Origin of the sequence: Vibrio sp. T9, assembly GCF_003123985.1 — a bacterium.
In the GTDB taxonomy this organism is placed as follows: Bacteria; Pseudomonadota; Gammaproteobacteria; order Enterobacterales; family Vibrionaceae; genus Vibrio; species Vibrio diabolicus.
The window spans coordinates 110,848-133,318 of the sequence record NZ_NIGY01000002.1 but is presented as its reverse complement, the minus strand read 5'-3'; the positions used below and the strand labels follow the sequence as shown (position 1 = coordinate 133,318).

At 47.4% G+C, this 22,471-nt stretch carries 22 protein-coding genes; 8 read left to right on the top strand and 14 right to left on the bottom strand.

The window, feature by feature from the left end; all coding sequences use genetic code 11:
• Nucleotides 1-12 precede the first annotated feature (12 nt).
• The 3 genes from trmH (at nucleotide 13) to CBX98_RS04825 (ending at nucleotide 4,652) form a co-directional block, all read left to right on the top strand.
• Nucleotides 13-696, top strand: coding sequence for a tRNA (guanosine(18)-2'-O)-methyltransferase TrmH (trmH, locus tag CBX98_RS04835; protein WP_109168684.1), 684 nt, complete (start codon nucleotides 13-15; stop codon nucleotides 694-696).
• 252 nt (nucleotides 697-948) lie between these two features.
• Nucleotides 949-3,030: an ATP-dependent DNA helicase RecG gene (recG, locus tag CBX98_RS04830; RefSeq protein ID WP_109168683.1), complete on the top strand. Its 2,082-nt coding sequence runs from the start codon at nucleotides 949-951 to the stop codon at nucleotides 3,028-3,030.
• Nucleotides 3,031-3,263: 233 nt separating this feature from the next.
• Complete coding sequence (locus CBX98_RS04825; protein WP_046874138.1) at nucleotides 3,264-4,652, top strand: uracil-xanthine permease family protein; 1,389 nt, start codon at nucleotides 3,264-3,266, stop codon at nucleotides 4,650-4,652.
• A 73-nt stretch (nucleotides 4,653-4,725) separates the two neighbouring features.
• On the opposite strand, the gene envZ is transcribed toward CBX98_RS04825, so the two are convergent.
• The 5 genes from envZ to CBX98_RS04800 form a co-directional block, all read right to left on the bottom strand.
• Complete coding sequence (envZ, locus tag CBX98_RS04820) at nucleotides 4,726-6,018, bottom strand: two-component system sensor histidine kinase EnvZ (protein WP_109168681.1); 1,293 nt, start codon at nucleotides 6,016-6,018, stop codon at nucleotides 4,726-4,728.
• Nucleotides 6,019-6,120: 102 nt separating this feature from the next.
• On the bottom strand, nucleotides 6,121-6,840 hold the full coding sequence (gene ompR, locus CBX98_RS04815; protein WP_005394960.1) for a two-component system response regulator OmpR: 720 nt from the start codon (nucleotides 6,838-6,840) through the stop codon (nucleotides 6,121-6,123).
• 129 nt (nucleotides 6,841-6,969) lie between these two features.
• On the bottom strand, nucleotides 6,970-7,365 hold the full coding sequence (locus CBX98_RS04810) for a DUF1090 domain-containing protein (protein WP_052708167.1): 396 nt from the start codon (nucleotides 7,363-7,365) through the stop codon (nucleotides 6,970-6,972).
• Between the two features lie 105 nt (nucleotides 7,366-7,470).
• A complete protein-coding gene (gene greB, locus CBX98_RS04805) occupies nucleotides 7,471-7,962 on the bottom strand; it encodes a transcription elongation factor GreB (RefSeq protein ID WP_005394962.1) in 492 nt (163 codons plus the stop codon).
• A gap of 117 nt (nucleotides 7,963-8,079) precedes the next feature.
• The gene (locus CBX98_RS04800; protein WP_104971142.1) at nucleotides 8,080-9,960 is read right to left on the bottom strand and encodes a RimK/LysX family protein; all 1,881 of its coding nucleotides are present in this window, start codon (nucleotides 9,958-9,960) and stop codon (nucleotides 8,080-8,082) included.
• Nucleotides 9,961-10,189: 229 nt separating this feature from the next.
• On the opposite strand from CBX98_RS04800, the gene CBX98_RS04795 reads away from it, so the two are divergent.
• Entirely contained in the window at nucleotides 10,190-12,511 is a 2,322-nt protein-coding gene (locus tag CBX98_RS04795; protein WP_109168680.1) for a Tex family protein, read from the top strand.
• Nucleotides 12,512-12,615: 104 nt separating this feature from the next.
• On the opposite strand, the gene CBX98_RS04790 is transcribed toward CBX98_RS04795, so the two are convergent.
• On the bottom strand, nucleotides 12,616-13,080 hold the full coding sequence (locus CBX98_RS04790) for a hypothetical protein (RefSeq protein WP_005379316.1): 465 nt from the start codon (nucleotides 13,078-13,080) through the stop codon (nucleotides 12,616-12,618).
• 124 nt (nucleotides 13,081-13,204) lie between these two features.
• A complete protein-coding gene (gene bioH / locus CBX98_RS04785) occupies nucleotides 13,205-13,972 on the bottom strand; it encodes a pimeloyl-ACP methyl ester esterase BioH (RefSeq protein WP_006741796.1) in 768 nt (255 codons plus the stop codon).
• A gap of 84 nt (nucleotides 13,973-14,056) precedes the next feature.
• Here bioH and CBX98_RS04780 point away from each other — a divergent pair, with 84 nt between their 5' ends.
• The 4 genes from CBX98_RS04780 to cysQ all read left to right on the top strand — a co-directional run bounded on the left by CBX98_RS04780 (nucleotide 14,057) and on the right by cysQ (nucleotide 17,082).
• Entirely contained in the window at nucleotides 14,057-14,782 is a 726-nt protein-coding gene (locus CBX98_RS04780; RefSeq protein ID WP_109168679.1) for a phosphoribosyltransferase family protein, read from the top strand.
• Nucleotides 14,783-14,879: 97 nt separating this feature from the next.
• On the top strand, nucleotides 14,880-15,464 hold the full coding sequence (nfuA, locus tag CBX98_RS04775) for a Fe-S biogenesis protein NfuA (protein WP_006741794.1): 585 nt from the start codon (nucleotides 14,880-14,882) through the stop codon (nucleotides 15,462-15,464).
• Between the two features lie 176 nt (nucleotides 15,465-15,640).
• Nucleotides 15,641-16,210: an ADP compounds hydrolase NudE gene (nudE, locus tag CBX98_RS04770; protein ID WP_005394971.1), complete on the top strand. Its 570-nt coding sequence runs from the start codon at nucleotides 15,641-15,643 to the stop codon at nucleotides 16,208-16,210.
• 44 nt (nucleotides 16,211-16,254) lie between these two features.
• A complete protein-coding gene (gene cysQ / locus CBX98_RS04765) occupies nucleotides 16,255-17,082 on the top strand; it encodes a 3'(2'),5'-bisphosphate nucleotidase CysQ (protein WP_005394972.1) in 828 nt (275 codons plus the stop codon).
• 301 nt (nucleotides 17,083-17,383) lie between these two features.
• Here cysQ and CBX98_RS04760 read toward each other — a convergent pair whose 3' ends face one another.
• The 7 genes from CBX98_RS04760 to CBX98_RS04730 are packed head-to-tail and all read right to left on the bottom strand — an operon-like array spanning nucleotide 17,384 to nucleotide 22,471.
• A complete protein-coding gene (locus CBX98_RS04760; RefSeq protein WP_104971139.1) occupies nucleotides 17,384-18,145 on the bottom strand; it encodes a type II secretion system protein N in 762 nt (253 codons plus the stop codon).
• A gap of 1 nt (nucleotide 18,146) precedes the next feature.
• Nucleotides 18,147-18,638, bottom strand: a complete 492-nt coding sequence (locus CBX98_RS04755; RefSeq protein WP_172605924.1) for a type II secretion system protein M — start codon at nucleotides 18,636-18,638, stop codon at nucleotides 18,147-18,149.
• A gap of 7 nt (nucleotides 18,639-18,645) precedes the next feature.
• Nucleotides 18,646-19,848, bottom strand: a complete 1,203-nt coding sequence (gene gspL / locus CBX98_RS04750) for a type II secretion system protein GspL (protein ID WP_172605923.1) — start codon at nucleotides 19,846-19,848, stop codon at nucleotides 18,646-18,648.
• Nucleotides 19,817-20,827, bottom strand: a complete 1,011-nt coding sequence (gspK, locus tag CBX98_RS04745; protein WP_048624612.1) for a type II secretion system minor pseudopilin GspK — start codon at nucleotides 20,825-20,827, stop codon at nucleotides 19,817-19,819. The genes gspL and gspK overlap by 32 nt, the downstream gene beginning before the upstream one ends.
• Nucleotides 20,820-21,497, bottom strand: coding sequence for a type II secretion system minor pseudopilin GspJ (gene gspJ / locus CBX98_RS04740; RefSeq protein ID WP_047009392.1), 678 nt, complete (start codon nucleotides 21,495-21,497; stop codon nucleotides 20,820-20,822). The genes gspK and gspJ overlap by 8 nt, the downstream gene beginning before the upstream one ends.
• Nucleotides 21,484-21,873 carry a type II secretion system minor pseudopilin GspI gene (gene gspI, locus CBX98_RS04735; protein WP_162860657.1) on the bottom strand — a complete coding sequence of 130 codons (390 nt, stop codon included), beginning with the start codon at nucleotides 21,871-21,873 and terminating at the stop codon, nucleotides 21,484-21,486. Before gspI ends, gspJ begins: the two co-directional genes overlap by 14 nt.
• Nucleotides 21,860-22,471 (bottom strand): GspH/FimT family pseudopilin, encoded by a 612-nt coding sequence (locus CBX98_RS04730; RefSeq protein ID WP_172605922.1) that lies wholly within the window; start codon nucleotides 22,469-22,471, stop codon nucleotides 21,860-21,862. Before CBX98_RS04730 ends, gspI begins: the two co-directional genes overlap by 14 nt.

Here is a 22,471-nt window from a genome sequence, read left to right as displayed (position 1 = left end):
ACCTCAATAAATATGAACCTAGAACGTTACAACCGTATTCACCAAGTCCTAAAAACTCGCCAAACTGATCTGACACTTTGTCTCGAAGAAGTACATAAGCCAAACAACGTCTCTGCCGTGATCCGCACCGCTGACGCGACAGGCTTACACAAAGTTCATGCCATTTGGCCTGATAAAATGCGTACGCTGAGCCATACCTCAGCTGGCGCGCGTAACTGGGTTGAAGTGGATACTCACGACTCCATTGAAACTGCGATTACCGAACTCAAAGCGCAAGGTATGCAGGTTTTGGTGACCAATCTTTCGGACACCGCCGTCGATTTTCGCGAGATCGACTACACCAAACCAACTGCCATCATTTTAGGCAGTGAAAAAGTTGGCGCTTCAGAGCAAGCCAAACAACTTGCCGATCAAGACATTATTATCCCGATGGTGGGCATGGTGCAGTCACTAAACGTATCGGTTGCTAGTGCCGTAATTTTGTATGAAGCGCAACGTCAACGTGAAGCCGCAGGCATGTACGACCGAGAAGAAAGCGCTCTGCCTAAAGAGACAATCAACCGTATTCTCTTTGAACGTGGTCACCCAGTGCTGGCAAAGGTCGCGAAACGAAAAGGACTCGCTTACCCGCCACTCGATGACGAAGGCCAAATCATCGCCGATAACGCGTGGTGGCAAGAGATGCAAAGCAAGTAACAGACTTTCGTCATCCTGAACAGCGACGAAGGAGTGTGATTTAGGATCTAATTCCCGAGTGTGCTGATGCTGATAGTGTTAACTTCAACGACATACTTGTTGGAAATAGATTCCTGATGTCGCTAGGCTCCTCGGAATGACAGGTTATCAGTCAGATCATGACACTAACTAAAGCATGACTATTTTTTCCTGTACAAAAACACAGCTCCATGGTTAACATACTGCTATGTTAACCATTTTCTTGAGCCCTCTATGTCCGCCCAAATGTTATCTGCCGTCCCATTAACCTCCCTTTCTGGGGTTGGCGCGAAAGTCGCAGAAAAACTCGCCAAAGTTGGCTTACATAGCGTTCAAGATTTGCTGTTTCATCTTCCACTGCGCTACGAAGATCGTACCCGTATTTACCCTATTGCCAAACTGCATGCTGGCCTTTGGGCGGCCGTGCAAGGCAAGGTCATGGCAGTCGATACCATCTTCGGTAAGCGCAAAATGTTAACGGTAAAAATCAGCGACGGTAATGGCACTATCACGCTGCGCTTTTTCAACTTTACCGCGGCCATGAAGAACAATTTCACACAAGGTAAGTTAGTACATGCTTACGGTGAAATTAAGCGCGGTGGCATGGGCTTGGAAATTGTTCATCCTGACTACAAGTTTTACGTCAGCGATCAAAAGCCCGATGTAGAACAGAACTTAACCCCTGTTTATCCCACTACAGATGGTTTACGCCAAATCACATTGCGCAACCTTACCGAACAAGCTTTAGCCCTGCTTGATAAAACCGCAGTGCAGGAATTACTTCCAGCCGGGCTGTATAACCATCAAATCACGATGTCGCAAGCGCTGCACACCATTCATCGCCCACCACCAACCATTAATTTAGATGAGTTTGACGAAGGCAAACATCCTGCTCAAATCCGCTTGATCATGGAAGAGTTGCTCGCACAAAACTTATCGATGCTGGCGGTGCGTAGCAAAGGCCAGAAGGATTCAGCGTTACCTCTCGGTCCTTGCAATAAACTAAAAACGCAGCTTTTAGCCCAACTGCCTTTCTCTCCTACGAACGCTCAAACCCGAGTAGTACAAGAGATTGAAGCCGATTTAGAAAAACCCCACCCAATGATGCGCCTAGTGCAAGGTGATGTGGGATCGGGGAAGACGTTGGTTGCCGCTCTGGCCGCCGTTCGTGCCATTGCGCACGGCTATCAGGTGGCACTCATGGCACCAACCGAACTATTGGCTGAGCAACACGCGATCAACTTCGCCAACTGGTTTGAAACAATGGGCATTCAAGTCGGTTGGTTAGCGGGCAAACTCAAAGGTAAGGCAAAGGAAGCCGAGCTGGCTCGCATTGCCAGTGGTGAAGCACAAATGGTAGTGGGTACTCACGCGCTATTCCAAGAGCACGTTGAATTTCATCACCTTGCTTTGGTCATCATTGATGAACAGCACCGCTTCGGTGTCCATCAGCGATTAGAGTTACGTGAAAAAGGCGCAAAACAAGGCGCCTACCCACATCAGTTGATCATGACGGCAACGCCTATTCCTCGCACGTTAGCGATGACCGCATACGCTGACCTGGAAACTTCCGTGATTGACGAACTGCCTCCGGGTCGAACGCCGATTCAAACCGTCGCCATTCCTGACACAAAACGTGACGACATCGTCGAGCGTGTCCGAAATGCCTGTTTAAACGAAGGTAAGCAGGCATATTGGGTGTGTACTCTGATTGATGAGTCGGAAGTATTAGAAGCACAAGCCGCGGCTGATACCGCTGAAGAGCTTCAACGTAAGCTACCGGACGTAAAAATTGGTCTAGTACACGGCCGAATGAAGCCGGCAGAGAAACAAGCGGTGATGCAAGATTTCAAAGACAATAAACTGCATTTGCTGGTCGCAACAACAGTGATAGAAGTGGGCGTAGACGTGCCAAACTCTAGCTTGATGATCATCGAAAACCCCGAACGTCTCGGTTTAGCACAATTACACCAGCTAAGAGGTCGCGTGGGCCGAGGTTCCGTTGCTAGCCATTGTGTGCTGCTGTACCACTCTCCACTGTCGAAAACCGCGCAAAAACGTCTCGGAGTACTACGTGAAAGTAACGATGGCTTCGTCATTGCACAGAAAGACCTAGAAATTCGTGGCCCGGGCGAACTATTGGGTACAAAACAGACTGGTCTTGCTGATTTCAAAATCGCAGACTTAGTTCGAGATCAACGTCTGATTCCCGAAGTTCAGCGCATTGCGCGTCATATTCATGACAATTACCCGAATAACGCAACAGCAATTATTGATCGCTGGTTGGGTGAGCGGGATATTTACTCCAAAGCATAGTGATTAAAAGCGAGCCAAATGGCTCGTTTTTTAATACGCTAAAAACCAAAGCAATCGTTTGCTTTTTAGGTAGATCTCTCTATAATCGCGCACAAATTTTTAAGTGTGTTGCATCACACTCCACCAACCTGAGTTGACTCTGATTAACAGCAATCACAGGTAACGACGTCAACTCCACCCTGCTCTCCCATTCAGCGAGATCTGGGAATATATTGCGACTAGCGAGACAAACAATGACAACTTCAAACCGATCTTCGGAACTGGTCTATCAACTCAATGATCGACCACCTTTGCCTCAAACCATTTTTGCCGCACTTCAGCACTTATTGGCGATGTTCGTCGCGGTTATCACTCCGTCACTGATCATCTGTCAGTCTTTGGGTGTACCAGCAGACCAAACGAATACCATCATCAGCATGTCTTTATTTGCGTCAGGCGTGTCTTCGTTTATTCAAATTCGCACCTTTGGCCCAATTGGCTCTGGTTTACTCTCTGTTCAAGGCACCAGCTTTAACTTTTTAGGTCCTATTATTGGTGCAGGCCTATCGCTGAAAGCAGGTGGAGCAGACATCAGCACCATGATGGCAGCCATTTTTGGTACGATTTTAGTGGCATCATTTGCAGAGATTTTCCTATCTCGCGTATTAGAGCATGCCCGTCGCATTATCACTCCGCTCGTTTCAGGCATTGTCGTCACTCTTATCGGCCTCACACTGATTCAGGTCGGCTTAGTATCAATGGGCGGTGGCTACGCAGCATTAAATGAAGGCACATTCGGCAGCTTAGACAAACTGGCGCTCGCTGGAACGGTACTTGGCTTAATTGTGATATTAAACCGCTCTAAAAACCCATACATCCGTGTGGCTTCGATTGTGATTGCGATGCTAGTAGGCTACATCATGGCGTATTTTATGGGGATGGTAGATACTTCTCAGCTAGGCACAACCGAGATCGTAGCACTGCCCGTACCAATGCAATATGGCTTATCGTTTGACTGGTCTCTGTTCATTCCGCTGGTGCTGATTTTCTTTATTACCGCACTAGAAGCCATCGGCGATATTACCGCCACATCCGAAGTGTCTGGCGAGCCAGTCAAAGGCCCAGTGTACATGAAACGCATTAAGGGTGGTGTGTTAGCAGACGGCTTAAACTCTGCAATCGCAGCCGTGTTTAACAGTTTCCCGAACTCCACCTTTAGCCAGAATAACGGCATCATTATGCTAACAGGGGTTGCGAGCCGTTACGTGGGTTACTTTATTTCTGGCATGTTAGTGATTCTTGGCTTGTTTCCTGGTGTCGCTAGCTTTGTTCAGCTGATTCCTGAGCCAGTACTTGGTGGCGCAACGATTGTCATGTTTGGTACGATTGCTGCCGCTGGTGTACGTATTATCTCTCGTGTTGAGCTCGATCGCCGCGCAATTCTGATCATGGCCTTATCCTTCTCAATGGGGCTTGGTATCGCGCAAAAACCAGAGATTCTGCAATTCATGCCAGAATTTATTAAGAGTATTTTCTCCACTGGCGTTGCTGCAGGTGGTATCACAGCGATCATTTTAAACCTACTTCTGCCAGAGAAACTGGAAGACGAAGATGAACTTCCTCAAGAAGTGAAAGAGTCTTAATAAGATTGTACAGAAAAGCAAAGCCCAACCTGTTTAGGTTGGGCTTTTTGTTTTAAATGGTACAGTCATCGACTTACTTGGTAGGAAAGCTGATTTGAGCGATTAAACCGCCTTCACTGCGATTACGCATCACCACAGAGCCTGAGTGCTGGCTGATTATACGCTTCACTATCGCCAGCCCAAGCCCTGTACCTTCACTTCCGCGAGCTGTATCACCACGCGTAAAGGGTTCAAATAATTTTGCGATTTGAGAATGCTCGATACCCGGTCCGTTGTCTTCTACCGATATCCACACTAGCTGCTTATCTGCCGTCACACCGGTACTGATTTTGACCCAGCCATTCCCGTAACGCAGTGCATTGACAACTAAATTACTGATCGCCCGTTTAATCGCAATAGCGCTTCCTTTGGCTGGTGGCAGGTTAGGATTAAGATCCGTTTCAATTTCAGCCTCATAACCACCTTCCGAACTGGCGACATCACTGGCAATCGTACTGATATCCACAGGTTCAAACGATTCTTTGTTCACCGGTTTGAGGTAGTCCATAAACTGACTAATTATCTCATTACATTCTTCCGTATCGCTAATGATCCCTTCAGCAAGGTAGCTGTCCTCGGGAGACATCATTTCTGTCGCTAAGCGAATGCGCGTCAGCGGTGTTCGCAAGTCATGGCTAATCCCCGCCATTAATAGGGCGCGATCTTCTTCGAGCTCCTGAATGCCTTTGGACATTTGATTAAACGCTCGGGTTACAGAGCGAATTTCCGATGCGCCTTTTTCTGCCAACGGTGGCGGGATTTCACCTCGACCGACGTCTTTAGCGGCTCTCTCTAAAGCCAAAAGTGGGCGGTTTTGTAAACGAATAAACAACCAACCACCAGCAATGATCAGCAGCGCCATAATCAAGCTGTTACGAAACAGCGGTGCAAAATCTTCTTCTTGCAGCTCAGATAAAGGAATACGAATGATGGAGTTCGGCAACTTTTCGATGTGCATCCACAAGATGTAACTTTCATCGCCAAGAAATAAGCGCACTTCGGTGGGCGAACCTAGCTCTTGGCTCATTTCTTCAGACATCAAATCAATCGACATCGCGTGATGAAATTCAACCGCTTTATCGCTGTCGAGGCTGTGAACTGTCACCCCCAGCCTTTCTAATAATTGACGTCTCAGCGGTGCATCAGATTTTAATGGCCCTTCATCATCAAGCACCAAATTGAGCTCATGGGCGAGAATTTTATTGAACTGCTGCAAACTCGGCATCAACGCGTAGTTAAAAACGGCGTAGTAAGAGAAAACTTGGCTAGCGAGGAGCAAAGAGATGAACAGTAGGATAGATTGTGTCAGTGAACTTCGGATGCGCATGGAACGTTCCTGGTGGTCCTAATCGCGAAATTTCAGCCTTCGAAGGGAAGGACTTGAAGGCTGAAGTTGCTATAGCCAAGTGCTGGCTATGGAGTGAGGAGATTACACCTCTTTGCCGTCTGGGACGAAAACGTAACCTAACCCCCACACGGTTTGAATGTAGCGTGGCTTGCTTGGATCGTCTTCTAACATGCGACGCAAACGTGAGATTTGCACGTCAATAGAACGTTCCATCGCAGAATATTCACGGCCACGTGCCATGTTCATCAATTTGTCTCGTGACATCGGCTCTCGCGCATTCGTCACGAGCGCTTTCAGGACAGCAAACTCTCCTGAGGTCAGTGGCATTGCCTCGTCACCGCGGAACATCTCGCGAGTGCCTAGATTGAGTCGGAACTCGCCAAACTCCACTACTTTTTCTTCGGTGCTTGGCGCGCCCGGCAACTCTACGGTTTGACGGCGTAGTACGGCTTTAATGCGAGCGAGTAATTCACGTGGGTTAAATGGTTTTGGCAAATAATCATCCGCCCCCACTTCCAGACCCACAATACGGTCCACTTCATCACCTTTCGCGGTGAGCATTAAGATTGGCAGCATGTTGTTCGCGTGGCGTAGACGACGACAAATCGACAAACCGTCTTCACCTGGCAACATTAGGTCCAGCACCATTAAATGAAAGTTTTCGCGCGTTAGTAGGCGATCCATCTGTTCGCCATTAGCGACACTTCGGACCTGAAAACCTTGCTCAGAAAGGTAACGCTCCAATAGAGCACGTAAACGAGCATCGTCATCAACCACTAAAATTTTATGATTTTCTTGCATTGAAACATCCTTTCAGAAGCATCTATTGTCGAAAATGTATCACTGTTTTTCCTAACGTGCTCAAGCAAATTGTTACTCTTTTTATCTTAAGCGCTTTATTTTCTCTCTAGCAGGTATTTTCAGCACCTACTATTGGCCATAATTCCATTCCAGTTCACGTTTGGCCTCAAGCAACTCTTGTTGTGCTTCTGCCAATTTGTGACGTTTTTTCTCGATTTTGTCTGCTTTCCCTGAACGCTGCGCTTCCGCTAGTTCTTGCTCACGCACCTCAACGTCTCGCGCCTTTTCGTCCACTTCCGCTTGCAGTTCTTGACGCAGTTCACCTTCCGAACATTCATTCTGGATAGCGGTAAGTGCCTGTTCTAAGCCTTTAATTCGATGTTCATTACCTTGTGCTTTCGCATACTCAAGCTGCTGTTCTACCGCTAACTCTTTGGCGTCACAGCCTTTCACTTCATCTTGAGCAAAAACTGAGAGTGAGAATCCTATTGTTAGTGCAGCACCACACATGACTGCTTTGTTCATTTTACTTCTCCGATAAAGGCACCATGCCTTTGTATCCAATAAGCTGACGTTGAGACTCAAGTCACTTCTAGTGAACTTCAAGAGACTTGAATCGGTGATAAAGCCTCAGTCTTCCAAGGCTGGTTTGTTGTATTCAATCGAGTTAATGAACCACTCTTTTTCACCTTCTGGGGTTCGCACCGTGAACTCTTCATCCACTTGTTTTTTCAACATCGCTCGCGCCATAGGTGAATCGATAGAGATGTAGTCTTTCGCATCTCCATAAATCTCTTCAGGCCCAACTATGCGGAACTTCTTCACCTCTCCTGCCTCATTTTCTATTTCAACCCAAGCACCAAAAAAGACTTTGCCTTCTTGCTGTGGAGAATAGTCAACGATCGTGACTTCAGGCAGAAACTTGCGAAGAAATCGAACACGACGATCGATCTGACGAAGCAGACGTTTATTGAAGGTGTAATCCGCATTTTCTGAGCGATCGCCCAGGCTCGCCGCCCAAGTGACGATTTTGGTGATTTCAGGACGCTTTTCATTCCAAAGGTAATCATGCTCTTGTTTGAGTTTGTTATAACCTTCACGGGTAATCAGCTTAGTTTTCAAGTTAACTCCTATCTCAACTAAAAAATGCCGCTCTTGAGCAGCATTAAGGAGATGATATACCCAAAGCACTGGCTTCGTTCGGGCTTTGGGTATCAAGATAATAAGGCGGCCAGAGTGCTACTTTTCGTAATCTGGTTTTTGCGTCACGATGTAATTCGTATCACTCGAAACAACCGCGCCATGTTTTAGGAAGTTTTTACCTAAAATCATGCTGTAATGGAAGCGACCTCGGTCTTGCAAATTGACTCGGATCTTCTTCTCTAACTCGCCAAGCTTAACGTGCATTTCTACTACAGGCCGTTCATTGGCCTTTTCTCCTTTTTTGGCCGTTATACGCATGACATCCACCACCTCACGGGTAAACGCCTTGGTCATGCCTAGATCGTTTTCATAAGTAAAGCTCACCATATCTTTACCGTCTTTTTGAAAGCGCTTGATGTCCTTGGCATTAATCGAGCTCACGTCAGCACCAGTGTCCAATTTAACAGGGAAAGACATCCCTTCCACTTCAGCCACTTCGATATGACCAGCTTTGAAAAGTGGCCTTGCATCTAGTAAATGGTCGGCGCGAGTATTCAGCAGCACACCGCCTTTGGCGATGTCATGACCAAAAACGAAAAATGGTTGCGTCTCGTCTTCATCTAGCACATCGAGTGCAAATTCCATTGATGTCTCTTTGCTACCGAAAAGGAAATCGCCATCAACAACGGGACGCACAGTGCTACCCACTTTGAGCTTTTTCACCACGGGCTTGGTAATTTTTTCTTCTTTACCCTCATCGTTCATTAAATAAAACGTGACGGATTCATCCTTACCTTTTTCTGTTACTTCAAAGCCATTTACACGCAGTAATGGCGTTTTCACCGTAAACGTGGGGTAAGCAGGAACGGTATAACCATCAATGGTGACTTGTTCTTCCGGTGAAATCACAAGGGGCTTTGACTTGAGTGCGCTCTTGAACGTTTTTTCAACACCGCCCAATAGGTTTTCTCTGTCGGTATCAATCACAAAGTGTTGGCTCGCGACATCCTGACCCAAACGAATTTGTGAACTGAACTTACTGCGGTCACGCAAATAGACTAACCAACGTTGAGTTTCGTTTTCGTCGATTTTCACTGGTAAGTAGACCAACGGACGCTCGCTCTTAGTGGTTTTCAGCATGCGTACCAAAGGTAACGTCATTGGGTGGCGCTTGCCGTTTTCACCTTCTAGCGTGAAAGAAACTGCATTGTTCTTTTTATCAACCTTGATATCCAGTGCGTGAACGTTGGTGTAGCGGCTGGTGGTTGATATGCTGATCTTGTATGGCACGCCCTCGACTTCCACCGTCTCTTTTTTGCCGATCATTTTTGCGCTTGGTTGCTCTTGAAGATAGTCGTAGCCAGCGAATACCCACGCATTGTTATCGAGATAGGTTTTACCAATCAAGATAGGAGAAGAGAATTGCGTGCGCTTGGTCAGATTCACTTCTGTATCAACGGTGTGGCCTGCAATCGTCATCGGCATTTTTATCGTCGGGCGTAAAATAGGCTTTTTGCTTGTTCGACTACGAATGGCGCTCACTCGCTCCAGATCATCGGTAATCTGTATTTCTTTTCCTGTGTAAGGATGAGGAACCGTAAAGCTCACCTTCACTTGATATGGTTTAAAAGTATCGGCATCCCACTTCGCCTTCGTCCCACCTAAATCATCGACAATCGCCCACAACAACTCGTTGTCTTTCAAGTTCTGGTAGTCAGGATGAGAGCTACTGACATGGATGTTCTCTGCATGCATAGACGTGGTGTCAGCACCAGTATCAATCTTGCCAATAAATGGTACCGCTTTTAGCTCTGGAATATCACTGTAGTAAACGCTCTCCACTCGTCCAAGCACCAACTTGTCATCAAGCTGATATACAGGGTCTTGTGTGGTTGCTGATATGGATTGTGCCCAACTAAGCGGGGCGACAAGTAAGGCACTCGTAAGCGCTAACGCCAAAGACATTTTTTTCATCATGATTATCCGAATAAGCCGAGGTACATTTAGTTATATCAATAACCGTGGATATAGGTTAGTCGATAGTTGCGGATATAAGTTCTCAATTTAATTACAGTTTTGACACAAATCTGACTGATGTCCACCAGCGCCCGGTAAATTTTTGTCTCGTTAATTTAAAACATTGCAAATTCTTCGAACGACCCCAATGTTCTATACAACCCAAACCGAATTGAAAGAGAAAACACGGATGAGCCAAGCTATCTGTCGTATGATTGCTCAAGAACTGAATGTTCGCCCAGAGCAAGTCAACGCCGCTGTCACCCTAATTGATGACGGTAACACCGTCCCTTTTATTGCACGTTACCGCAAAGAGGTGACGGGTGGCCTTGATGATACCCAACTGCGTACTCTGGACAGCCGTCTGTCTTACCTTCGTGAAATGGATGACCGCCGTCAAACCATTCTCAAATCGATCCAAGAGCAAGGCAAACTGACGCCTGAGCTTGAGCAAGAAATTATTCAAGCCGATAGCAAGACTCGTCTTGAAGACCTTTACTTACCTTACAAACCTAAACGCCGCACTAAAGGCCAAATCGCCATTGAAGCCGGCCTAGAACCGCTAGCTGACATGCTGTGGAATCATCCGCAAACCGAGCCAGAAAGCGAAGCAAGTAAATATCTTGATGCCGACAAAGGCATCATAGATATCAAAGCCGCCCTAGACGGTGCCCGTGCGATCATCATGGAACGCATTGCTGAAGACGCAAACTTACTGGAAAAAATCCGTAACCACTTAAATCGTAATGCGGAACTTGTCTCACGAGTCGTTGAAGGAAAAGAGCAAGAAGGTGAGAAGTTCAAAGATTACTTCAATCACAACGAACCGCTGAGCAAAGTCCCTTCTCACCGTGCACTTGCGATGTTGCGCGGCCGCAATGAAGGCTTCCTGACTTTAGCCATGAACGCTGACCCAGAGCAGGAAGAAGGCGCTCGCCAATCTTACTGTGAAAGCATCATTGCTGACCATTATGGTGTGACGTTAAGTAGCGCACCAGCAGATGCATGGCGCAAACAAGTGATCAGCTGGGCATGGCGCATCAAAGTATCGATGCACATGGAAACCGAGCTAATGGGCGCAATGAAAGAGCGTGCTGAAATTGAAGCGATTGAAGTATTTGCGACCAACCTAAAAGATTTGTTGATGGCGGCGCCGGCAGGCCCTCGTGCAACACTTGGTCTCGATCCTGGTCTGCGTACCGGTTCAAAAATCGCGGTTGTCGATTCAACGGGTAAAGTTCTGGCTACGGAAACCATCTACCCTCACCCTCCGCAAAAACAATACGACAAATCAGCGCAAATCGTTGACCAGTTAGTGCGTAAGTACAACGTGGATTTAATTGCGATTGGTAATGGCACGGCTTCTCGTGAAACCGATGGCTTTGTCGCAGACGTAATCAAACGCGGCAACCTAAAAGTTCAGAAAATCATCGTCAGCGAAGCAGGCGCATCGGTGTACTCGGCCTCTGAACTCGCAGCGAAAGAGTTCCCGAATATGGACGTATCACTGCGTGGTGCAGTGTCGATTGCGCGTCGTTTGCAAGATCCATTGGCTGAGCTCGTGAAAATCGATCCGAAATCGATCGGTGTGGGTCAATACCAGCACGATGTAAGCCAATCTATGTTGGCAAAACGCCTAGATGCGATTGTGGAAGACTGTGTAAACGCGGTTGGCGTTGATGTTAACACGGCTTCTGCCGCACTATTAACGCGCGTAGCAGGCTTATCAAGCACCATCGCGCAGAACATTGTCGACTTCCGCGACGAAAATGGCCGCTTCGAAGCACGTACGACGTTGAAGAAAGTACCTCGCTTGGGTCCTAAAGCGTTCGAACAGTGTGCGGGCTTCCTACGTATTATGGACGGCAAGAACCCACTTGATGCTTCAGCAGTCCACCCGGAAGCATACCCAGTAGTCAAAGCAATTGCTGAGAAAAACAGCAAAGACATCAAGGCACTGATTGGTGACTCAGCATTCCTCAAAGGCTTACACGCTGTGGACTATACCGATGAACACTTTGGTGTCCCAACGGTTACCGATATCATCAAAGAGCTGGATAAACCGGGTCGTGACCCACGTCCTGAATTCAAGACCGCTACGTTTGCAGAAGGCGTAAACTCAGTTTCTGATCTAGAACCGGGCATGATCCTAGAAGGCGTGGTCTCGAACGTAGCCAACTTTGGTGCCTTCGTCGATATCGGTGTTCACCAAGATGGTCTGGTCCACATTTCTGCGCTGACTGACCGCTATGTTTCTGATCCACGTGAAGTCGTGAAAGCAGGTGACATCGTCAAAGTAAAAGTGATGGAAGTGGACGTACAGCGTAAGCGTATTGGTCTATCGATGCGTATGAAAGACGAACCGGGTCAAGATAACCGAAGCCAACGCTCTTCAGCCGCACCGCGTCGTAATGACCAAGCACAACGTCGTCAGCCTCGCCGCGATGAGTCTTCATCGAACAGTGCAATGGGCGGTGCTTTTGCGGCAGCGTTTGCTAAAGCGAAAAAGTAATCTCGCCTAGGCTTACCGCTAACGAGCTTTCATAGCTAAAAAGAAAACGCTCCAATCAGTTCAATCTGCTTGGAGCGTTTTTGTTTGAGTAGGATATTGAGTCGTCATAATACTGCTATCACTTCTGACGGGGTATGGGGAGCGACTGCATGACCATAATGAAACTTGATCACCTTCCTGCGCTTTTCCATTAATCCTTCATTGATCGCAGCATCCAAAATGCGCTTTGGTAAGCGAAAACGAATTGCGTAGCCCTTACCTTGGTCTTCACTGTACGACTTGAGCGCAAGCAAACTAAAAAGCCGTTCTAGTGTATCTTCCGGCTCTTCTTGATAACGCGTGTCGACTTCTGTTTCCATGTCATAATCAGGATGCTCTGAAGGATCCCAAGAAGACTGACGTCGGCGCTTGTCATCACCTTTTACTTTTCGCTCTGCATTGGTTTTGGCCAATGCGACCGTTGGCGTCACAGGCTCTCGGACTTTATTGTCGCGAGCTGCTTGTTCCGTCTGCACATTCACGGATGGGGCGATCAGTGGCACACTTACGTTGGTCGGTGACACAATCATTGCGAACCCTCCTCAGAGTCGCCCAACTCGTCAATATGGCTTAGCTTTATTGGCTAATAAAACCTCACCAACCTTTATATCGACCACTTTTTAAACAGCTTGAGCTTTTTCCGCTTGTATTTGACTAATCGTGAGCAAACTCTCGAATTTGGGCACAAAACTCGTCATGTTCGGTCATAAAGGGCGCATGAGAGGACTGATTGAAAACAAACTGCTGAGTATGAGGTAACTGTTCACTTAAATCATTCGCCACTTTAATCGGCACCAATCCATCCAAACGACCATAAAGACGCAGCATTGGTACAGAAAGAGACGTCAATGCATCGCGCAGATCCACATCAGCAAGGATGTTTAGCCCAACCAACAGCGACTCAGGGTTTGGCTGAGGGCGCGACAGTACCGCTTGCTTGAGTTGTTTCACATCTTTGCGTGCAGATGGACTGCCCATCGCTTGCAACGCCATAAAGCGCTCAATGGTCAGTGAAAAATCTTCTAACAACTGAGAGGTGAACGCGCTCAGTACATTCGGTTGAATACCGCGCCAAGGCTTCTCTGCGGCAAATTTTGGTGAACTGGCTACGGTGATCAACTTAGTCACACGCTCGGGCATGTTTAATGCGACATGCGTCGCCACTAAGCCTCCGAGGGACCAGCCAAGCCAAATCGCTTTCTTTGGCGCACTTTGCGCGACCAAGTTAGCAATATGGTCTAAATCTTCACCATGATGCTCGGCACTGTGTCCATAGCCCGGAAGGTCAACAACATGAACACGGAAATCGGTTTGAAGTGATTCGACGGTTTGCTGCCAAACCGCGCCATTCATACCCCAACCATGTAACAACACCAGATCAGGTCCTTCACCAAACGACTGCCAATGTAATTTCGTGCTCATGCTCTCAATCTCTCCCACTTATTTTATTCCCTACGCCATCAGCCAAGCGTTAGGCTGAGTAAAATATCACCATGAATAAGCGCTATGTTATCTCATCACTGGCAAAACATCATGCATCGCGTGTTGAGCAGTCAATGCGGTCTGTGTCGGTTCCCTATTCACACACCAAGCCACACAAATACTCTGCGCTGGTGCGAGCACTGTTTAAAATACCTAACTCCGGTAAAACGATGTCAACGCTGCGGTTTATCATTACAGAAAGAAGAAATGAGTACGGATAGTATTTGTGGTGAATGTCTTTCAGAGCCACCGCCATGGCAAAGGCTATACACGTTAGGCGATTACGACTTTCCCCTTTCACGGGAAGTACAACGCTTTAAAGATCACGGAGAGTCTTGGCATGTAAAAGCATTAACCGAGCAACTGGCACAGCGCATCACCACGCCAGCTCCAATCATTACCAGTGTGCCATTGCACTGGCAGCGTTACCTGCGCCGGGGCTTTAATCAAAGTGATATTTTAGCCCGACACCTCGCCAAGCAATTGCAGACCAATTTTGATGCGAAGGTCTTTCGTCGAGTAAAGCTCGCTCAATCACAGCGTGGTAATACCAAAGCAAGCCGTGAACAAAACTTAAAAGGCGCGTTTATTCTCAATAAGCGACCGCAATCTTCCCATGTTGCCATCGTCGATGATGTAGTCACCACAGGCAGTACCGTCCGACAATTATGTCATTTACTACTTGAAGTTGGCGTAGAAAGCATCGATATTTACTGCATCTGCAGAACACCTGCTCCTCGTTCTCTCTAGATCGCTTCGCCATGCCTTAGCATCAAAAAGACTAGACCCATACGTCAACAAGAGTAGAATAGCAGCAGTAACCTACAAATTTACTCGGGTATTCGTCGTGTCAAATATTACTATTACAGAAACTGCGCAAACGCATTTCGCTAACCTTTTAGGTCAACAGCCTGAAGGGACTAACATTCGTATTTTCGTTGTGAACCCAGGTACACAAAACGCTGAGTGTGGCGTGTCTTACTGCCCACCAGAAGCAGTAGAAGCGACCGACACTGAAATCCCTTACAGCGGTTTTTCAGCTTACGTGGATGAGCTAAGCCTGCCATTCCTTGAAGACGCTGAAATCGATTTTGTTACCGATAAAATGGGCTCTCAGCTAACGCTAAAAGCTCCGAACGCTAAAATGCGTAAAGTTGCGGACGACGCGCCACTGGTTGAGCGCGTTGAATACGTTATCCAAACTCAAGTCAACCCACAGCTTGCTGGCCACGGTGGTCACGTAAACTTGGTTGAGATCACTGAAGACGGCATTGCTATTGTTGCATTTGGTGGCGGCTGTAATGGCTGTTCTATGGTTGACGTAACACTAAAAGAAGGCATCGAGAAAGAACTGCTAAACCAGTTCATTGGTGAACTCACCGCAGTTCGTGATGCTACAGAACATGACCGTGGTGATCACTCTTACTACTAAGAGTAAATACGGTCAGAAAATGGGAGGCTTCGGTCTCCCATTTTTGTATCGATACTGAGGTAACCTTGAGATGCTTAGTTCTGCCCGCAAAATCCGCTAGAAACTCGGGCGGAGTTCTCATATATTAAGAATCTTACGCATCTCGTAAACGCCAACGACACCAAGGAGCCAGCGCCATGTCGAAACGGACCCCACCAGAGATACTCTCATGCCAAACGGTCGCAAAATCCAAACTGTTTGCCGTGGAAGCGCTCGACCTTCGTTTTTCCAATGGTGAACACCGTACTTATGAACGCATGAAGCCAAGTGGACGCGATGCGGTGATGGTGGTTCCTGTGACTGAGCAAGGTGATTTATTACTGGTACGTGAATACGCCGCTGGGACTGAACGCTACGAGTTGGGCTTCCCGAAGGGGTTGATTGATCCAGGTGAAACCCCACACCAAGCTGCGGATCGAGAGTTAAAAGAAGAAATCGGCTTTGGCTGCAATCAGCTGACTCCGTTGAAACAAGTTATCCTCGCGCCGTCTTACTTTTCGAGCAAAATGACTCTATTTTTAGGACAGGCGCTTTATCCAGAGAAGCAAGAAGGCGATGAGCCTGAGCCACTGGAAATTGTGCGTTGGCCACTTGCGCAAGCCGAAGAGTTATTAACTCACATGGATTTCTGTGAAGCACGAAGCATCACCGCGCTAATGTTGGCACTGAAACACTTACCAAACACCACTCACAAACATAACCAATAACGGTCATGAGAACCGAATAATACTGTGAGTAAGGACTATCACTTATGCCAATGACAAAAGATCTATCTCACCTGCTTCCTCAAGTCATCGAAATTGCCCGTAGTGCCGGGCAAATGATCCTCGAAATATATGAAAAAAAACAGTACGAGGCCTACACAAAAAGTGACGAGACTCCGGTAACGAGCGCAGATATCGCGGCTCACAAGCTCATCACAGAACGCTTGAGTGAACTCACACCCGACATTCCCGTATTGTCAGAAGAAGACGCAGACATCAGCCTCGAGCAACGAGCTCAGTGGGAACGGTATTGGTTAGTCGACCCTCTTGACGGTACTCAAGAATTCATCGCTCGCAGCGGCGACTTTGCGACTATTATTGCACTGGTCGACAACAACAAACCAACCATGGGGGTCGTTTATGGCCCTGTCTCTGGCGTGACTTATTACGCTTATAGTGGCAAAGGTGCTTGGAAAATTCCCGACATGTCGGACAGCGTAAAAATCCATACGCACAAACACGAGCAGCCAGGGCAAAGCATCGCGATTGCTATTAGCCGCCGTCAAGATATCAATCGCATCACTAGCCGCATGAGCAGTGCTTGGAATTACGATTTAATTCCGCTCGGCTCTGCGGCATTAAAAGCGTGTCTTGTTGCAGAAGGCGCGGTAGATTGCTATCTCAGACTAGGCCCAACAGGTGAGTGGGACACCGCTGCGACACAATGCATTGTTGAAGAAGCGGGCGGTCGCATTCTCAGCACGCAATTGGAGCCGCTGTCATATAACGAGCGGGAAACGCTAGAGAACCCAAACTTTATTGTGCTTGGTGATGCGGATTTACCTTGGAATGAGATTTTACAACGCAAAGATTAAGCCCCTATCGGTAAAATTTAGAACACAAAATTCTAGCAATAGAAAGGCCACGAATATGTTCGTGGCCTTTTCTTTTTGACCTGTTTGTACAGCGTTAGGAGCATTTGGCCTACTATGTTCCAATCGCTTAAAGCGCTGAACACAAGAAAAACATCCCTTTAAAATCAAGATCTTATAATTACATCCTATTATCACCACGATCTTTGTACAGCGAATAGAGGGTTTCGCCTACTATGTTCCAAAAGCAAAAAGAGCTGCACAATCGCAGCTCTTTGAGAATTTTGGTTTTTGTCATGATAGGTTAGAAGCGACCTTGGTAATTAAACTCGTATTGACCTTGAGGGTTCGGCTTGCCCAACCATTTCAGTTGCTCACTCATGCTGGATGGGAACTCAGCTCCTGGCTTAAACCAGGCTTTGGTTGAGTATCGCTGATTAGGCATCAGCTCTGCCGAGAACGCCGCTGAGACTTGTTTACTGCTTTGCTCACCTGCAGCCGTCAACACACTGTCCTGACAGTTTAGATCGGCAATCACAGGACCGAGTTCTAGACTACCAACAGGGCTTTGAATACCACTGGCATTCCATACTAAAGTGCCTTCACCATTCTTACACCAAGGCGCGGCATAAGTCGCATGACGAATATTTAACTCAAGTTGCCCATCAACGCCGACGGGAACAGGGAGACGTGCTTGCTCAACAACTTTTACTGCCGGGATCGAGGCAACTAAGTTTTTGGCATAAGGGCCATCACTCAAGCTATAGCCAACAAAACCGCGACCACGAACGTCCATTTCACTACCACGACCAAAGCGTACGGCAAACTCAGCTTTACCAGTTAGTAGACTCGACCACTGGAAATCCCAATTAACTTCTCCAAGGTTCTGGCGCTGCCAACGAACACTAGAAGCTTGACCTTGCCATACAGAGCCATTGGCCCCCTGAATGTCTAGTCCTCTCACGGTTGGTGCTTGCTGTAACACCCAAGAAACGGGTAACCCCATTAAAAGACTGACTGAAAAAAAGACGATAAAGATAACAACGTAAAGTACTGCTCGCTTCACCTTAACCTCGCTTAAACTGAAGGCGGTTCACATCAATCATGCCCGCTTGATCCGTTCGGTCGATATCTAAAAATTCGACTTCAATACCCTGTTGCTCTTTCAAGTAACGTAACCAATCCACCAGCTGATTAAACGCGAGTGGTTTGATCCACACCTGAACACTCTCATTGCGAGGTTGTACTCGAATCAACTCAACTTTATAACGACGGGCTGAAGAAGAAACCAGTTGATTCAACGGTTGGCTAGAGTAGCTCACACCGCTGCTTTTGCGCAGTGCAGTAATGCCATCCGCTTTATCTTGTACCCAAGCCAGCAACTGTTTTTCACTTTGAATACGTGATTGAGCTAGATCCGCACGTTGGCTCATTGGCTGTAGCAACCCCCAATAAATAATGCCGACAACGGCGATAGCGCCACATCCCATGACCAAACGCTGCTCACGCTGTGAGATGCTGCTCCACCAAACCTGAGCTTGAGAAATTAAGTTTTTCATCATCACCTCACAAACGCTTCAAAACAAAGCTGCCAACCACAACGTTATCGCTACGGTTCAGCTGTCCTTGCTCAACATTAAACTTCTCTGCCAATTTCACGCGAGCCTGCTCAAAAGGTTGGAAGTCTGAACTGCGAGCTTGAATTCGCACTTCGCCACGTTGACCATCATATTTAAAGCTGGTGATTTCCAAATCGCTGACCTGACCCAGTGTCGCGGGCAGTGCCGCCAACCAAGACAACATCGCCTGCTGACCGCCACCACCAGATAAGCGGCGCTCTTCATCATCCATTTGTCGTTTGAGATAACTAACGGTAGGAATTCGTCGTTTATTCGGGAACACCTGGCGGAAAATACGCTCACTCTCCTCACGATACGCTTGTGCTTGTGCTTCGTACTTGTGGACGACGAGCAACTGCTGCGCAACCATAACAACGATAAGCACGCCCGCAGCAATGGTGGCTTTTTGCCAGAGCTTCCAGTATTTACCCCAAGAAGATTTAGGCTTGAAGATCCCGGTCAGCAAATTGACTTTGCTTTCTGTAACCCCCTTCGCCAGTAACCCCATGGTCATTTCTTCTGGCTGCGGCTCCCATACTTCAGGTAACGCAGATTCAGGGACTGAGCTATAGCAATCGAGCTTCCAACCTTCATGATTTTGTAGATAAGAAGAGAGGTAAAGGTCTAACCAAGAAGCATCGACAACCGCACCCTCTGTCGCTGAGTGACGAATCAACCATTGATCACCAAGCATCGCGGCACTGCTATGCTCTCCCTGAACAGGTAACGCAAGCACATCTGGCATGATGCGTTTGATGGTGATGCCTTGGCTTGAAAAACGCTGCAATACGGTCTGAATCCAAGCGCGTTCAACAGCGCACACTTGCGCTTTATCCGCTTGTTTACCTAACACGGTAAAGTGAAGGCCATCAACGTCCTGCGCGACTTCATCTTCCACGAGGTATGGTAACATCGCGTCGAACTGACGTGTTGCGCCTGGCGGTATATCCACTTGCGTCAAGACCACATCATTACTCGCCAATAGCGCCACAACTTGGCGCTGACCTGCATAAGAGATCAACTCATCTAAGTGTTCCCATCCGGCGATTTCACCGCTGGCAATCACTTCCTGTTGATCTGTCGACCACACCACCCAAGGAATGGTACTTTGTTGTTCGCTACTCAGCCGAACGGTCAGAAACTCGCTCACTGATCCCTCCAAAACGACGGCGAACTACGGTCACCGTCTCTCTATTTGTACTTTGCAAAAGGCTTCGGATACGTACACGTGATTCATCCACCAACACTTGTGCATCCAATTCAAAAAAGGCGCTATCCACACCCAAATAGCCTTTGGCGTTTTTCTTTACATCTTCACTTAAGCCAGCCATTTCTGACTCTGCTAAAAATTCATCAATGCTATCCCACCCATCAAATGGGCGTTTTTCAATTAGCTGAATCGCATCACTACTGCTTAAGTTTGGTGAGAACATTGCCACCAAAATCGGAGCTTGCTCGACTTCAATCGTATTTACGTTTAAACGCCAATCATCACTAGGCAATGCGCAGATTAGCGGTTCCAATTTTTGGAAAATCTCACCACTCACCTGATAGACAGCCCGTAACTCGGAAGCATCTGCCATCCAGCCATTTGACGCTAAATACGCGGGTTTCATCGCTTCATATGTGCTGTCTTCGACCCCGGTTGTGGAGCGAACGGTGTCATCAGCATCAATGTATTCCCAGGTAGAGTCTGCAATGATTTCTGCCTGATACGATTCAACATCCGATTCTTCCAATAAACGCTGCAGCACATTGACTAAATAAGGTCTTGCGATTTGCTGTCCCGTCGGTTGCACACGGCTCAATACATTGAGGTTAAAGCACGCTTGTTTGTCTCTAATTCGTCCCGCCGCTTGACCATAATCTAGCGGATAGACTTGTTCTTTTATTGCCCACGGCTGACTCATATTGATCGTATCGGTGTCTTTGTAGCTTTGCTCGATACCGACTTTTGCCAACGCCTCTACCCCAAGGCTATACCAATACGCTTGCTGGTAGTTAACTTGATTGGCGCCCCGCTGAAACTGCAAAAACAAACGCTCCGACATACTGGCGGCAACTGTCGCCATAATCGCCAGTAACATCAGCACAATAATCAAAGCGACACCGCGCTGACGATTAACCATTATTGCTGCCTCCTGAACTTCCTTCTTTCTGACTCAATGTGCCATCAGGAGTCAGATAGGTGCGGGCAATCTCTCCATAATCTTTGAGAGTAAGGATCACAGAAACCGCTTTCGGTAGCGATTTTTCGTCATCCCACTCTTTTTTCCATTGTTTACCATCGTAAAAACGCATATCAAACGATTCGACCTGCGTTAGTAATGGGGTAACGATGCCTTGTTGACCCACTGGCGTGTCAGGGTAGCGCCACCATACTCGTTGTAATGTTTCTTCTTTTAAACGATAGCCAACCTTGGTGACCTCCCCTCGGGGAAACTGCTGTTGAGGGTTGTGCCATCCTAAACGAGCAAACATTAGCCCTTTAGTGTCGGAGTCGAGCAAGTAATCTGACCAAAAAATCAGTTGGCTCGCGGGCTCTTCACCATTTGTCCGCGTTTGGCGCATCGCCATTTGACGAAAGTCATTATCCATCATCACCATGGCGCGCTGAATTTCATTTAAGCGCTGAGTTCGCTCTTGTGATAGTGCATTGCTGCGCTGCACTTGCGATACCACTTGATACGCGGCGACACTTAAACTGGCAAAAATGGCAATCGAGACCAACACTTCAATAAGTGTAAAACCTTTTACCAGTTGGCGCTTACTTGCGCGTGGATTCTTATTGCGCCACATAACTTCGTACCGTCACGACTGGGCTCGCGTTTTTCTCGAGCGCGACGCTCACATCAAATGCTTTCAGCAATGGCTGCGTGGTGGCAACAGGCGTGATTTTCCAGTACCAAGTGCGCCCAGCCAGCTCTTCTGTGCCGTTCTTTACTTTAAGTTCACTGGTACTCAACATCACGTTGGCCATCTGATTATCCACAACCATGGCTGCAAACATTTTTTCTTCTAAATAACTGATCGTATTAATATGCTGGCTCACCGAGCGAATGACGCTGATGGCAGCGGTGGCGAAAATAGCCAGTGCGACCAATACTTCCAGTAGTGTCATGCCTCTCGTCCGGCGATGACTCCAATGTGGGCGAGCTTGCTTAGAATTTCGCATTCTCATCCTCTTTCACTTCTTCGCCCGGCGCTAGTAACAAGATTTGTCCACTTTCTTTGCCGATGACTCGCCAGCCGTCATTAAAGGCGTCACCATTTTGCGGAAAAAAAGACAGAGTAAATGGCGTAACTTCTGCACTGGAAAAGATAAACACTTGCGGTGGCTTAACTTTCTTTTCGTCGTCTTCTTCTTCAGCAAACATGTCTTCATCAAAAAGAGAGCCCGGTTTGAATAGGCGATCATCATTATCCCAAGCACCGCCACCTAGCTCGAGCAGTAGCGTAATGTCATCTTCCAACTTGGTTTTGCTCGGAATCTGCTTTAACTCAAGAGGCTGCCAACCTTCCGCGGTCAAACTCAGTAGAGCGTACGTCGATTTAGCGTCATCCACTCGAACGCCAAAATCTTTACCGCTTAGTACGGCTTCTTCGTTAAGCAGCTGTAAACGCTGAAAAAAGCTTTGAGCATACTGTTTGGAAAGATCTTTTTGGCTGGTCGGTAATGTCGAGATCACGGCCACTGCCGTGAGAGATAGCAAAACCAGCACCAATAGAATTTCTATCAATGTAAAACCGTTGTGTTTTCGCATTTGCTTCAT